The sequence below is a fragment of the Halodesulfovibrio spirochaetisodalis genome (assembly GCF_001672295.1).
In the GTDB taxonomy this organism is placed as follows: domain Bacteria; phylum Desulfobacterota; class Desulfovibrionia; order Desulfovibrionales; family Desulfovibrionaceae; genus Halodesulfovibrio; species Halodesulfovibrio spirochaetisodalis.
In genome coordinates this window covers 55,046-70,036 of sequence record NZ_JXMS01000010.1, presented here as the reverse complement: position 1 = coordinate 70,036, position 14,991 = coordinate 55,046, and the positions used below count along the sequence as shown (strand labels likewise).

Here is a 14,991-nt window from a genome sequence, read left to right as displayed (position 1 = left end):
AGTACAAGCAAACCAAAGCTCCGGTTTCTTCTACACAGAAGGAACCGGATTTTTTTATACCCTGAAAAAAACTTAACAAATATGTTATAAAAAGGAGCCAAGATCATGAAATCAGTCGACGTAACGACGCATTTTATTACAAAAATGAAAGAATATCGTCCTCATGGTCCACTACTATGCATCCTACTAGCGAACTAAGAGAGGTTTATGTGAAATTAGTTTATGAATTAGAATAAAAAAGTAACTCCACAGGAGAAAACAATGTCCGATCGCTTATACATTTTCGATACCACTTTGAGAGATGGAGAACAGTCTCCAGGCGCAACCATGAACCAGAACGAAAAGATTCGTCTTGCGCGTGAGCTCGAGAGTCTGGGTGTCGATATTATGGAAGCAGGTTTTCCTGCTGCAAGCCAAGGGGATTTTGAGGCAGTACGCAAAATCGCACAAACCATCAAACACTCACAGGTAGCTGGTTTGTGTCGTGCGATGGCGGCGGATATTGACAGGTGCTGGGATGCAATTAAAGACGCGGAGCATCCACGAATTCATACCTTCTTAGCAACCAGTCCGGTGCACATGGAGTACAAACTCCGCAAAACACCGGAACAGGTTTTGGAAATGACTGAAGCGGCTGTGAAGCATGCAGCCAAGTACACATCCAACATCGAATTTTCTGCTGAAGATGCTTCCCGTTCCGACTGGGACTTCCTCGCAAAAGTTGCAGAAACAGCAATCAACGCTGGTGCTACTACCATCAACATTCCTGACACTGTGGGGTATGCACAGCCTCAGGAATTCGGCGACATGGTTCGCCACGTGATTGAGAACGCCAGCAACAGCCACAAGGCTGTATTCAGCGTGCATTGTCATAATGACCTCGGCCTCGCCGTGGCTAACACTCTCGCTGCGATCAATGCCGGTGCCAGACAGGCAGAAGTGACTATTTCCGGTATTGGTGAACGGGCAGGTAACGCAGCGCTCGAAGAACTCATTATGGCTTTACGCACCCGTGCTGATTACTACGGTATCGATACCAACGTTAAGTCTGAACAGTTGTTCCCGACTTGTCGTTTGCTCTCCATGATCATTGGCCAGCCGATTCCTGCGAACAAGGCAATCGTCGGCGCAAACGCTTTTGCTCACGAGTCCGGTATCCATCAGGACGGTATGCTCAAGAACCGTGAAACCTATGAGATCATGACACCTGAATCCGTAGGACGCGAAAAAACAGATATTATCCTCGGCAAGCACTCCGGTCGTAACGCCATTAAAGGCAAAACAACCGAACTCGGCTACCCGTTGGAAGATGACGAATTACAGATTGTTTTTGAGGCAGTTAAGCGCCTCGCAGATAAAAAAGAGAAGGTATACGACGCAGACATCGAGGCGATTATCCTTGAAGAAGTCTACCGTATCCCGGACAAATACAGACTGGTACATCTCTCCGTTCAGTCCAGTGATGTGGGAGTGCCTCCGTCCGCTGCCGTGGTAATGGAAATCAACGGTATCCGCAGAGAGCACACTACATTCGGCGCAGGGCCGATTGACGCTGTATTTAAAACCATTTCCCAGATCGTTGGCCGCTCACCAAAGCTGAAACGATACAGTGTAAACGCCATCACCAGTGGCGGAGATGCACAGGGCGAGGTAACCGTGCGCCTCGAAGAAAATGGATGCAGCTCAGTTGGTCGTGGATCCGATCCTGACATCATTGCAGCTAGCGCAAGAGCATTCCTGAACGCTTTAAACAGACTCGATAAAATGAACTCGGAGGGCTAACAGTCATGGCGCACACACTCGCACAAAAAATCTTACAGAGACACACAGATCAAAAAATCGAAGGAACCGGACAGATCGTTCAGTGTGACGTATCTTTGGTTCTTGCAAACGATATTACTGCACCGCTTGCCATTAAATCTTTCAAGGCAATGGGCGCAAAATCTGTGTTTGATAAAGACAAAGTGGCTCTCGTAATGGACCACTTTACTCCGCAAAAAGACATCGCATCCGCAATTCAGGTAAAAAACACCCGTGAATTTGCGCAGGAACAGAACATTACTCACTACTACGAAGGTGGTGATTGCGGCGTAGAACATGCACTTTTGCCTGAGCTTGGACTCGTAGGCCCTGGTGACATCGTAATTGGTGCAGACTCCCACACCTGTACTTACGGCGGTCTTGGCGCATTTGCTACCGGTCTTGGTTCTACTGACGTAGCTGGCGGTATGGCACTTGGTTCCACATGGTTCAAAGTTCCTCCTACAATCCGTGCAATCTTCAATGGTGAGCTTCCTGAGTTTGTCGGTGCAAAGGATCTTATCCTCCGTCTCATCGGTGAAATCGGCGTTTCCGGTGCTCTTTACAAAGCACTCGAATTCGGTGGCTCCACTGTGGATGCTCTCGACGTAGAAGGTCGTATGACTATTGCCAACATGGCAATTGAAGCTGGTGGTAAGTGCGGTCTCTTCCCTGTAGACGCAAAAACACTCGAGTACACCGCTGCACGTGGTCGTAACGACGAAGCACTCACACCGGATGAAGGCGCAGAGTACGAACAGGTTATTACCTTTGATGTCTCAAACATGTCTCCAATGGTTGCATGCCCGCATTTACCGGATAACGTGCATCCAGTAGAAAATGTAGATCCGAAAAAAGTTGATCAGGTCGTTATCGGCTCCTGTACCAACGGTCGTATCAGCGACTTACGTGAAGCAGCAGCAGTGCTTAAAGGCCGTAAAGTGGCTTCCCACACCCGCGCAATCGTACTTCCTGCAACACCAAACATCTGGAAGCAGGCATTACGTGAAGGGTTGATTGAAACCTTTATGGATTCCGGTTGTATCGTTGGTCCTGCAACCTGTGGTCCTTGCCTTGGCGGTCACATGGGCATCCTTGCTGACGGTGAAGTGGCAGTAGCTACTACAAACCGTAACTTCAAAGGACGCATGGGCAGCCTTGAGTCTGAAGTTTACCTCTCCAGCCCTGCTGTAGCAGCAGCAAGTGCGTTGGCTGGTGAAATTGCAGACCCACGCAAGTTGTAGCGGATATATGGAGGCTTGCTGCCTCCGGCGGGCGGGGCTTTGCCCCTGCACCCCACAAGGGGGACGCCCCCTTGACCGCGAATAGGTGAGTGGTGATTGGAGAACAAGAGTACGCCAGTCAGCTGGTGGTTCTTGGGTTCAATCACAAACGATTTGATTCTTTTTTGGGAGAAATGACCATGACCTTACAAGGTAAAGCTCACAAAGTGGGCGATCACATAGATACAGATGCCATCATTCCGGCGCGTTTTCTCGTAACAACTGACGAGAAAGAACTTGGTGAAAACTGCATGGAAGGCCTCGAAGAAGGCTGGGTAGAGCGTGTAACAGAAGGCGACATCATGGTTGCCGGTGAGAACTTCGGTTGTGGTTCATCACGTGAACACGCACCGATTTCTATCCTCGGTGCAGGTATGAAAGTTGTTGTGGCACACTCTTTTGCCCGTATTTTCTACCGTAACAGCTTCAACATGGGACTCCTTCTCATCGAAATCGGTGAAGAGATTGTTCACATTGAAGACGGGCATGTTGTTTCCGTAGATATCGAAGCAGGTACCGTAGTGAACGTCACTACAGGTAAAGTTATCGAATTCCCGCCGCTTCCACAGTTTATGCGTGACTTCGTTGATAACGGTGGACTCATTCCATACGTAAGCGAAAAGCTGAAAAACAAGTAAGAATGTTACGACAACTACTCCTGAAATTAATGAATGATGGAGTATGAGCCGCTGAGTGTGTACCGAATATACGTACAGCTCGCATATAAAAGTTTTAGGAGAGTTTAAGAGAAGCCTTTTTGAAAAGGGGGCTCTAGCCACCCGAGGCTTACTTCTCCTGCTAAATTACGAAAAGTTTCATCGAGGAAAGACAAATGGATATGAACATCGTGTTATTGCCGGGTGACGGCATCGGGCCGGAAATCACCGAGCAGGCAGTTGCAGTCTTAAAAAAAGTCGCAGACAAGTTTGGTCACAACGTAACATTGACTGAAGAGTTAATCGGCGGTTGCGCTATTGATGCGACTGGCAAGCCGTTACCGCAGGAGACTGTAGACGCGTGTAAGAAAGCTGACGCAGTATTCCTTGGTGCTGTTGGTGGCCCTAAATGGGATAACCTTGATGGTGCTACCCGTCCGGAAGCTGGTTTGCTCGGTATCCGTAAGGAACTTGGCTTATTTGCTAACCTTCGTCCTGCAAAGTTGTTCCCTGAGCTTTCAAGCGCATGCTTCCTTCGTCCTGATATCGTAGAAAACGGTATTGATGTGATGGTTGTCCGTGAACTTACCGGTGGTATTTACTTCGGTCAGCCTCAGGGACAGGAAGTGCGTGACGGCATCCGCTACGGCTATAACACAATGGTATACAATGAAGACGAAGTACGCCGCATTGCACGTACTGCATTTGAAGCAGCCATGAAGCGTGACAAGCGTGTGTGTTCTGTGGACAAAGCAAACGTGCTTGAAGTGTCCCGTCTCTGGAGAGCTGTAGTTGAAGAAGTGGCAGCAGAATACCCTGAAGTTGAGCTTTCCCACATGTACGTTGATAACGCTGCAATGCAGTTGGTTCGCGATCCGAACCAGTTCGACGTTGTTGTGACAGGCAACCTCTTCGGTGACATCCTTTCTGATGAAGCGGCAGTAATCACCGGCTCTATCGGTATGCTTCCGTCTGCTTCTTTGAATAAATCAGGCTCCGGCCTTTTTGAGCCTATCCACGGTTCAGCACCGGACATCGCAGGTCAGAATAAAGCAAACCCGCTTGCATCCATCCTTTCCATGGCAATGATGCTGCGTCATTCCTTCAACCTCATTAAAGAGGCAAACGCAATCGAAGACGCTGTACAGAAAGTGCTTCGTGAAGGCTACAGAACCGGAGACATCATGTCTGACGGTGGAACCCTTGTTGGCTGTAACACCATGGGTAACCTTGTAGTAGAGCGTTTGTAGAAAAAAACAGAGTCTGCTCTTTCTATAGTAGAGCAGATAGCTTGATGATACTTTGCACAATTAGTGCGTCATGACGAAAAAGCCAAACTCAACACATCCTTGCGTGTTCGAGTTTGGCTTTTTTGTGTTTTTTATACGGCTTGAAATGAGTTAGGTTACTAGCTGTTATCTTCTGCTGCCTTGCGGGAACGCTGAATAATACCCATCATTGAGTAGGTGAGTTGAGCAGCAGCAAAATCAGAAGCATGATCGCCTTCCTGCGGTGCAAGTTCAACCACATCGCATCCGATAACATTTCTTTTTTCAACAGCTTTCTCAAGTAAGGTGATAGCCTGCCACCATTGAATTCCACCTGGAACAGGCGTGCCGGTTGCACGGATAACAGAAGGGTCAAGCCCGTCTACATCAAACGTAATGTATATGTTCTCAGGAAAATTTTCAGGCAGCAAATTTTCCGGCAGTGGTTTAAGTGCCAGGTCTTTCGCATCAATATGCGGGATATTATGCTTAGCGCGAACTTCGCGTTCTTCTGTACAAAAAGCGCGTACACCAAGCTGAAATACAGGAAGTTCCAGTTCAAGTGCACGGTGCATAACTGATGCATGGCTATATGGATCGCCTTCGTACGCTTTACGTAAGTCAGCATGGGCATCAAACTGGACTATGCCGAATGTGCCGTGCTTCTTTTTTAACGCACGTAAGGCACCCAGAGTGACAGAATGTTCGCCACCAAGCATGACAGGAATACCATGCGCAGAAGCAGATGTTACTGCTGCTTCAATACGGGCAAGAATCTGTTCTGCAGGGCCAGTACAGTCAACCGGTTCGTGAGTGAAAATACCCTCATCTGCAGGAATGGATTCACCATCCCATAATTCGAGTTGGTCGGACGCTTCAAGAATAGCTTGTGGGCCTTCCGCAGTACCCCCGCCATAGGAAACCGTTGCTTCAAAAGGAACCGGAACAATTTGAAAAGTGCATTGTTCCGGTGTTGTTTCTTCAAGTTCTGATGCTAAAAATCTATTCATAGAAAAATTATACGTTGTGTCGAATTTGTTGGCAATACTGCTGGTGCCAACACAGGAATACTGTTGGGGATGGGGGAAGCAGCGCGAAATGTTGCTGGTGTTTTCATCTTCAGTCCCTCGGGCTATTCGCGGAATCACACAGTTCAGTGTACAGACAGCGTTAGGTACGAAAAACAGCGCGAGGGTCTTACGTTGAAAACACCAGCGACACTTCGCTGCGTGAGTCGGACTGATGGAATTACGAGGGAAATGCTATTGTCTTGAGATGGTCAGATAGTAATAAAGAGGAACTGAGAATTTGGTGGAAGATATGAAGAAAGATGGGAGAGAGAATGAATTGAGTTGGAAGCGTAAGCGGATTGAGTAACAGGGGGAGTGCAGCAAGATTTTAAAAGGAAATGTTATACTGAATAAAGAGACGTGAGGGATGAAAGGTCGTGGCGCAAAAGCCGCGAGGTGGGGGAAAAAACGGGATTGAATCGCAGGTAAAGTTTTTTGGAGAGTCCAGAGGACCTTTTTTTCAAAAAAGGTTCTCTGGTCGCCGAAGGCAAAAAAAAAGAAAAATAAGAACTACGCCGACAAAACAACCTACGATAAGCGGCACTTGAAATCGTCGTATCCAAATTCGCGGACGATGTGCAGTTCATCAGAGTTCGGGTTGTATCGAGCGATTGCAGGAAGCTGCAGCCCGTTAAAGGTGTTTGTTTTCACCATGGAGTAGATTGCCATGTCTGTGAAAGCGAGCCTGTCTCCGGCTTTGAGCGGAGTATCGAAGGAATATTCTCCGATAACGTCTCCTGCAAGGCAGGATTTTCCGGCAAAGCGGTAGGAGTGGGTTTTGCCACCTTTTTCAGCGGAATCAATGACGAATGGACGGTACGGCATTTCGAGCACATCCGGCATGTGGCATGCAGCGGATGCATCAAGGATGGCGATATCCATGTCTGCTTTGATTACGTCGAGGACGGTGGCTACGAGGATGCCTGCGTCGAGCGCTACGGCTTCTCCCGGTTCAAGGTATACCTGAACATTGTAACGGTTTTTTGCGCGCTCTATGCAGGCGCAGAGGCGTTCAATGTCGTATCCTTCACGAGTGATGTGATGTCCGCCGCCAAAGTTAAGCCACTCCATGTTGTGGAGGAGATGCCCGAACTGCTTTTCAACGGCTTCGAGGGTACGGTCGAGTGCATCGGCATCTTGTTCACACAGCGTGTGGAAGTGCAGACCGGACACTCCTTCGAGGTCGTGTTCATCAAAGTTTTCAAGGCGTACACCAAGGCGTGAACCCGGAGAGCATGGGTCATAGATAGGCGTTGTGCCTTCTGAATGCTGCGGGTTAACGCGCACCCCAATTTTGATGGTGCGTTCTGCTGCCTGAATGAGTGGACGGTATTTGCGAAGTTGCGCAAAGGAGTTGAATACGATGTGGTCAGAGTATTGGATAAGCTCTGCCATATCGTCATCAGAATATGCAGCGGCGAAGCTGTGCACTTCGCCGCCAAATTCTTCACGTCCCAGTCTCGCCTCGTGCGGAGAGCTGGCGCAGGTTCCGTGCAGGATGCCCTTGAGCACAGGGAAAGTGCTGTAGGTTGCAAATCCTTTGAGCGCGAGGAGGATTTTAGCTCCTGTACGCTGTTGAACGGAATCCAGTATCGCCGCGTTATCCGCAAGCTTTGCTTCATCCACAACAAAGCATGGAGAAGGCAGGCGGGTCAGGTCTAATTTTTGAAGGTAACTTCTGTCCATGGGAGACCGTGAATGTTGAGTTTTTCCATGAATGGATCTGGGTCAAGCTCTTCCATATTGAATACGCCTTCGCCTGTCCATTTGCCGGTGAGCATAAGCATTGCGCCGATCATGGCTGGTACACCTGTGGTGTAGGAAACAGCCTGAGAAGCAACTTCTTTGAATGCTTCTTCGTGGTCGCAAATGTTGTAGATGTAGTAATCTTTCGGTTCACCGTCTTTCATACCTTTAATGCGGCAACCAATGCATGTACGCCCTTTAGTGCGTTCGCCAAGCCCTGCAGGCTCTGGAAGAACTTCTTTGAGAAACTTGAGCGGTACAATGTCCTGACCGTTATACTTAACAGTGTCGATACGGGTCATGCCTACGTTTTCGAGCACTTTAAGGTGGTTCAGGTACTGGTCTGAGAAGGTCATCCAGAAACGTGCACGTTTAAGACCTTTCAGGTGTTTGACGAGAGACTCAAGCTCTTCGTGGTACATGAGGAAACACTTTTTAGGGCCGATGCCTTCAGGGAAGTCATAGTTCATGGAGAAGCTGAGCGGGTCAGTTTCAATCCATTCGCCGTGTTCCCAGTAACGGCCGTTTGCGGTTACTTCACGGATGTTGATTTCCGGGTTGAAGTTGGTTGCAAACGGATGACCGTGGTCGCCTGCGTTGCAGTCGATGATATCAAGCTGATGAATTTCATCAAACTGGTGCTTCATTGCGTGTGCGCAGAAAACGTTGGTTACGCCTGGATCAAAACCGGAACCGAGGAGCGCCATCAGGCCTTTTTCTTTAAAGCGATCCTGATACTCCCACTGCCATTTGTATTCGAACTTTGCTTCGTCGAGCGGCTCGTAGTTGGCAGTATCAAGGTAATGAACGCCAGTTTCGAGACATGCGTCCATGATGGTGAGATCCTGATACGGCAGGGCAAGGTTGATAACGAGAACCGGCTTGTGTTTGTTAATAAGCTCAACAAGCTCAGGTACGTTATCCGCATCAACGGTGTCGGTCACGATATCGCGACCTGTTCTTTCTTTTACGGAAGCTGCAATTGCATCGCATTTTTCAATGGTACGGGATGCGAGAACAATCTCAGAGAATACTTCAGGAACCTGTGCACACTTGTGTACACATACGCCGCCGACGCCGCCAGCGCCGATGATCAACACTTTGGACATAATTGTACTCCTTGCATGAGCGGGTGGAACGTGTAGTAACGGTGTGCGAGAGTCAGCAGGCTTCGTACTTTGCAGGAAGTAGAAGACATTACGACACGCACGGCATTGTGCTGTTACCGCAGGTTCTGTCCGCAGAAATTATCTTTCAAAATATGTGTAGCCGCGCAAACCGGCATAGAATGCCTGAAGAAGATCGTACCGTTCCGCAGCGGTGATACGGCCTTCGCGCACAGCTTGTTCAGCCATAGAGCGCAGGTCTTCCATGATTCTGCGCTGATCGTACTCAACGTATTCGAGCAATTCGCCCACTGTATCGCCTTCAATCTCCCTGACAAACTCATAGCTGCCGTCTTCGTACATGCGCACGCTGACAACATTTGTATCGCCGAAGAGGTTATGCAGGTCGCCAAGGGTCTCCTGATATGCACCGACAAGGAACGCACCGAGGTAGTACTCATCGCCGTTTTTCATTGGGTGCAGGTCGAGCAGGGGCTTTTCACCTTTAGGGTCAATGAAGGTATCCAGCTTGCCGTCAGAATCACATGTGATGTCTGAAATAATGGCGTGGCGGGTAGGCTCTTCCTTCAGCCGATGCAGCGGCATCAACGGGAACAGCTGATCAATGGCCCATGCGTCCGGAAGGGACTGGAATACACTGAAGTTCGCGTAATATATGTCTGCAAGAGCTGTATCAATTTCTTCCAGCTCTTTGGGAACTATTTTCAGTTTGTCTTTCAGTTTGGCAACGGCTTTAGTTATCGCCCAGAAGAGGTTATCCGCCAAAGTACGCTGGCGAAGGTTGACTCTTCCGTCAAGGAACATGCGGCGCACTTCGTCACGGTAGAACAGTGCGTCGTTGTATGCTTCCTGAAGGTTACGCAGAGTGAGAGACTTGTATGCCTCGTACATGTTAGCAATAGCTTCAGGCGTGTCTTCTGGAATTTCTTCAGGAACACAGCCGTCTTCAATTTTGCTTACGTCGAGGATGTTGAACAGCAGGACAGAATAGTAGGCAACCACAGCACGACCGGATTCGGTGATGATGTGCGGATGCGGAATATCCTGCTTATCGAGGGTTGTCATGACCGCTTCCACAACGTCCATTGCATATTCATTGACGCTGTAGTTTCGGCTGGAGACGTAGTTTGTATGTGAACCGTCATAGTCGACTGCAAGCCCGCCACCAAGGTCGATGTAGCCCATTGGCGCGCCTTCTTTTACCAGCTCGGCATATACACGGGAGGCTTCCTGAACAGCGGAGCGGATGCTGCGGATGTTAGGAATCTGTGAACCGAGGTGGTAGTGCAGTAACTTGAGGCAGTGAAGTTTATCCTGTGCCTTCAGCGTATCAATAATGTCAGTTATCTGCGACATAGAAAGGCCGAAGGAGGAACGCTCGCCGCCGGATGCAGTCCAGTGACCGCCACCTTGTGCGGAAAGTTTTACACGAACACCTATCTGCGGCTCAACGCCGAGTAACGCGGCACGTTCCAACAGTGTAGACAGCTCCCAGCCCATTTCCATAACGAAGATGCAGTTAAAGCCCATGCGCATGGCGTGGAGGCCAAGGTCAATGAACTCTTCATCTTTGTAGCCGTTACAGACAAGGCATGCTTTATGGTCACGCATTTGAGAGATGGCGGCAATAAGCTCTGCTTTGCTGCCCACTTCAAAACCGTGATGGAAGGAAGAGCCGAAGTTGGCTATTTCTTCAAGCACCTGCTGTTGCTGATTAACTTTAATAGGAAAAACGCCCCGGTATTCCCCTTTATATTCAAGGGTGCTGATGGCGTCGCGGAAGGAATTGTGCAGAGAGGAAATCTGTGAATCGAGAATATTTTCAATGCGCAGAAGAACAGGAAGTTCAAGACCGCGCTCTTTCAGTTCTCTAATAACCTCAGGAATACTGACAGCTACGTTGCTGCCACGTCCAAACGGGTGGATGGCAACGTCGCCATTTTCAGTAATGTCAAAGTAGCCGGCACCCCAATTGCGGATGCCATACAGTTCAGCAGAGTCATCAATACTCCACTGCTGGAGGGCGTTCTTGTTTGCCAACTGTCGTACCTCATACATACTCCATTAATGGTGTGACCACCGGCAGCACCATATATTATTCAGCTGCCGTAACCGCTACAGATGTGCGCTATCCCGTCGGACGGAAGGCACACGAACACGCATATTTCATACTATACGCGTGCGAATTTTTAGTGGGCATTAGCCAGTCCTGTCAATATATAAAATGTCTACTATAAAGCGTGGTGGAAGAAAACTTTTAAATAAGTTCGTAAGTCTTCAATTCTACAGTAAATCCTTCAGGGTCAGTAATGTATATGGAAGTACCTTTTCCGCGTGACCCAGTCATGATGAACGGGCCGTTGATGGTAATGTCATGCTCATTGAGGCGTTGAAGCAGTTTTTCCCATTCATTACGAGTGTATGCAAGGCATACATGGTTTGCTTTCCCCGGAGAACAGATAAGGTCGCCCATGTCTTCCCACATATCGGGAGGGAAAAAATGAATCATGTTGCGGGCATTAATTCGTACAGAAGGAAATTTGGCGTTTCCTTCTTTCCATGCATCATGATTTTCCGGCGTGAGCCCTAAAATAGTACTGTAAAATTGTACACATACTTCTGCGCTTTCTACATTGAGCGTAAGGTGATCTATCTCAATATTCATAGTGCTGCTCCTCTGTGCAAAGCGGTTTATGGCCTCTACGGTATCACACCGTCAGTTTCGGCGGCAGTATAGTTGGAAGGCAGATTCTGTGTACAAAAAAAGGTTGTACTCCATCAGGAGTACAACCTTTTAATTGTAGTAAGATATCTTGGTAAGAGTTGGTGTTACACACCCTTGCGAACAAGCTCAAGCAGAGTACGGACACCAAAGCCTGTTGCACCGCCTTTTGCGTTGTATGCAGGGCCTGCAATATCAAGGTGTGCCCAGCGTACATCTTCTTCAATGAACTGCTTGAGGAAGAGTGCTGCGTGGATGGAACCACCTTCGCGGGAGCCTACGTTTTTCATGTCCGCAACATCAGATTTGAGTGTCTCAAAGTAGGAATCCCACATAGGCATAGGCCAGTAAAGATCGCCAACTTGATCGCCTGTAGCATTGATTTCTTTGGAGAGTTCGTCATCATTTGAAAAGACTGCGGCAGCGTGCTGACCAAGGGCGACGATGCAGGCACCGGTTAAGGTTGCAAGATCGATAATAGCTGCTGGCTTGTATTCTTTCTGTGCGTAGGTGAGGGCATCCACAAGGATGAGTCTTCCTTCTGCATCAGTGTTGATAACTTCAATAGTTTTGCCGTTGAGGGACGTTACCACATCACCCGGATGAGTTGCTGTGGAGCTTGGCATGTTGTCGGTGCACGGAGTAATGCCGATGACGCGACGCTCAATATCTGAGTTGCCAAGTGCTTCGAACAGACCGAACACGGCACCTGCGCCACCCATGTCGCATTTCATGTCCTGCATACCGAGGGACGGCTTTAAGGAGATTCCGCCTGTGTCAAAGGTAACACCTTTACCTACTACTACGATAGGGTCGTCTTTTTCTGTCCCTTTAGGTGCGTGTTCCAGTACAATAAATTTTGGTTCCGCATCTGAGCCGGCAGCAACAGACATGAATGCACCCATGCCTGCTTCGATGATTTCTTCACGACCGAGGATGGTGCGTTTGAAATTGTATTTTTTGCCGAGTTGTTCAGCTTTTTCAGCCAGTGCTGCTGGAGTGATAATGTTGGCAGGTGCGTTAACAAGATCGCGGGTGTAGTTTACGCCAGCTGCTGCAGCTTCACCGCGGCGGGCTGCTACGTGGAGGTCATCAGGGAAATTGTCTTCTGTGGAAAGCAGACCCATCCAGCGAGGTGTATGTGCTGGTTCTTTCTGGGTTGTTTTAAGCTCATCGTAGGTGTGCAGGCTGATTAATGCAGAAGCAACTGCCTCTTCGATAAGCACGGCATTTTCTTCTTCGATGGTATCCAGAGTTTCAACAGGAATAGCGCAGGTGTCTGTTTTAAGTTCTCTGCATTTAAGAACCGCAGTTTTTACTGCGTCGCGCAGAACTTCAAGCTTAAATTTCTTACGTTCACCAAGGCCGACAATGACAGCGCGTGGCATTGGAACAGACGGGTGACCGTACGCCACGACAACCTGATTTTTTTCGCCTTTTGCATCCTGAATTGCCGGAGTGATGGTAATCCACGGAATAGAATCACGAAGGTTCGGGATACTTTCAGTAATCGGTTCGTCTTTGAAGTTAAAAAGAAGAACTGTGTTTGCCTGCCACTCTGCGGCTGGTGCCTGTTGAAATCGAAGATCCATGTTTGTCTCCACAGCAGATTATCCGGAATGACCGGTAGTTGATACGTCTATGTGTAAGAGCGGCGCGAAATGTATGACAGAACGCGCCGCTTTTTAAATCTATCCGGCAGTATAAGGCTGGAATGAGCCGGAGTCCAGATGCTATACGTAAACTTACTTGGAATAATAGCTTTTTACGAATGTATCAACACGGTTATGCGATGCTTTGAGTCGAGCTGTAAGCTCGCTTTTGTAAGCATCAAGGTCGGCAATCTGGAAGCGGGCAACATTGGTATCCATAGCGGCTTTGGCTACTTCCGGCACAACCCATTCAAGAATACGCGGGTCGAGCGGCTTCGGGATGACATAGTCTACACCAAATTCCAGAGACTCAACACCATAGGCTTCACAGATGGTTTGCGGAACTGGCTCTTTAGCAAGTTTAGCAAGCGCATGTGCTGCAGCAATCTTCATTGCTTCGTTGATTTCGGTTGCGCATGTATCCAGTGCGCCACGGAAAATATACGGGAAGCCGGAAACGTTGTTGATCTGGTTAGGGAAGTCTGAACGGCCAGTGCCCATAATACAGTCAGGAGAAGCTTCTTTTGCATCCGGGTACGGAATTTCCGGATCAGGGTTTGCCATGGCAAAAATAATAGGATTGTCAGCCATGGAGGCAACCATCTCTTTGGAGAGCAGGTTTTTGACGGAAAGTCCGAGGAAGCAGTCAGCACCTTTGAGGACTTCTTCAAGTGTGCCGTGATCTTGGTCTTGCGCAAATTCGGCTTTGTATTTGTTCAAGCCTTCTCTGCCGGTGTGGATGAGACCGCGGGAGTCGAACATAAAGATGTTCTCGCGCTTTACACCAAGCTCTACGTAGAATTTTGAACAGGCAATGCCCGCTGCTCCGGCACCTACCACCACAACTTTCAAGTTGCTGATTTCACGGTTGGTGATTTCGCAGGCATTAATGATGGCAGCACCGGAAATAACTGCTGTTCCGTGCTGGTCGTCATGAAATACCGGAATGTCCATTTCACGCTTCAGTGTTTCTTCAATGTGGAAACACTCAGGAGCTTTGATATCTTCCAGATTGATGCCGCCGAAGGTTGGCTCCATTGCCTTTACAGTTGCAATGAACTGGTCGGCATTGTCAGTGGCGAGGTTGATGTCAAACACATCAATGTCTGCAAATGTTTTAAACAGAACGCCTTTGCCTTCCATTACAGGCTTTGCTGCAAGAGGGCCAATGTTACCGAGGCCGAGCACTGCTGTGCCGTCAGTAATTACGCCGACAAGGTTCGAGCGGTTGGTGTACAGAGCGGCAGTTTCGGGGGCAGCATGAATTTCCTTACATGCTTCTGCTACGCCGGGCGAGTAAGCCAGAGAGAGGTCTTTTTGTGAGCTGCAAGGTTTTACCGTAACAACTTCAACTTTACCGCAGCGAGGAGACTTGTGGTACTCCAGCGCTTCTTCTTTAGTGAATAACGCCATTATTTTGAACCTTTGTTTACGTTGGGCGAATCGCGCACGCTGTAAGTTGTGTTCGGAGGCGGAACTGGCTAGCAGGGCATAAGCTCTCTGTTCGTAAGGTCAGTTACCGGAGCCGTTACACTGCTTATAGAATGCGTTGAAAATTGCTTGCGAGATGGCTTTAAGCGTCTTGTCCGGTGAAATCAAGAAAATCCTTATGAGACAAGTAGGAACAACTTCGGATAGATACTTGTTATAAAAAACCGTGAACGGTA

The 14,991-nt window shown here is 48.6% G+C and carries 11 protein-coding genes; 4 read left to right on the top strand and 7 right to left on the bottom strand.

The annotated features are described in order from the left end of the window. The first annotated feature begins 261 nt into the window (after nt 1-261). From SP90_RS07510 to leuB, 4 genes are all read left to right on the top strand, one after another. Entirely contained in the window at nt 262-1,782 is a 1,521-nt protein-coding gene (locus tag SP90_RS07510; RefSeq protein ID WP_066854189.1) for a 2-isopropylmalate synthase, read from the top strand. Between the two features lie 5 nt (nt 1,783-1,787). Then, nucleotides 1,788-3,044 carry a 3-isopropylmalate dehydratase large subunit gene (leuC, locus tag SP90_RS07505; protein WP_066854187.1) on the top strand — a complete coding sequence of 419 codons (1,257 nt, stop codon included), beginning with the start codon at nt 1,788-1,790 and terminating at the stop codon, nt 3,042-3,044. Between the two features lie 179 nt (nt 3,045-3,223). After that, the gene (locus SP90_RS07500; protein ID WP_066854275.1) at nt 3,224-3,721 is read left to right on the top strand and encodes a 3-isopropylmalate dehydratase small subunit; all 498 of its coding nucleotides are present in this window, start codon (nt 3,224-3,226) and stop codon (nt 3,719-3,721) included. Nucleotides 3,722-3,915: 194 nt separating this feature from the next. Continuing rightward, a complete protein-coding gene (leuB, locus tag SP90_RS07495) occupies nt 3,916-4,989 on the top strand; it encodes a 3-isopropylmalate dehydrogenase (RefSeq protein ID WP_066854185.1) in 1,074 nt (357 codons plus the stop codon). Between the two features lie 158 nt (nt 4,990-5,147). On the opposite strand, the gene speB is transcribed toward leuB, so the two are convergent. From speB to SP90_RS07460, 7 genes are all read right to left on the bottom strand, one after another. Continuing rightward, nucleotides 5,148-6,017: an agmatinase gene (gene speB / locus SP90_RS07490; protein ID WP_066854273.1), complete on the bottom strand. Its 870-nt coding sequence runs from the start codon at nt 6,015-6,017 to the stop codon at nt 5,148-5,150. Nucleotides 6,018-6,605: 588 nt separating this feature from the next. After that, a complete protein-coding gene (gene nspC, locus SP90_RS07485; RefSeq protein ID WP_066854183.1) occupies nt 6,606-7,763 on the bottom strand; it encodes a carboxynorspermidine decarboxylase in 1,158 nt (385 codons plus the stop codon). Next, entirely contained in the window at nt 7,736-8,932 is a 1,197-nt protein-coding gene (locus SP90_RS07480; RefSeq protein WP_066854181.1) for a saccharopine dehydrogenase family protein, read from the bottom strand. Before SP90_RS07480 ends, nspC begins: the two co-directional genes overlap by 28 nt. 138 nt (nt 8,933-9,070) lie before the next feature. Next, nucleotides 9,071-11,008 carry a biosynthetic arginine decarboxylase gene (gene speA, locus SP90_RS07475; protein WP_066854179.1) on the bottom strand — a complete coding sequence of 646 codons (1,938 nt, stop codon included), beginning with the start codon at nt 11,006-11,008 and terminating at the stop codon, nt 9,071-9,073. 199 nt (nt 11,009-11,207) lie between these two features. Then, nucleotides 11,208-11,615 carry a VOC family protein gene (locus SP90_RS07470; protein WP_066854177.1) on the bottom strand — a complete coding sequence of 136 codons (408 nt, stop codon included), beginning with the start codon at nt 11,613-11,615 and terminating at the stop codon, nt 11,208-11,210. Between the two features lie 164 nt (nt 11,616-11,779). Next, nucleotides 11,780-13,264, bottom strand: coding sequence for a leucyl aminopeptidase (locus SP90_RS07465; protein WP_066854175.1), 1,485 nt, complete (start codon nt 13,262-13,264; stop codon nt 11,780-11,782). Between the two features lie 153 nt (nt 13,265-13,417). Continuing rightward, nucleotides 13,418-14,737 (bottom strand): malic enzyme-like NAD(P)-binding protein, encoded by a 1,320-nt coding sequence (locus SP90_RS07460; protein WP_066854174.1) that lies wholly within the window; start codon nt 14,735-14,737, stop codon nt 13,418-13,420. Nucleotides 14,738-14,991: the final 254 nt, after the last annotated feature.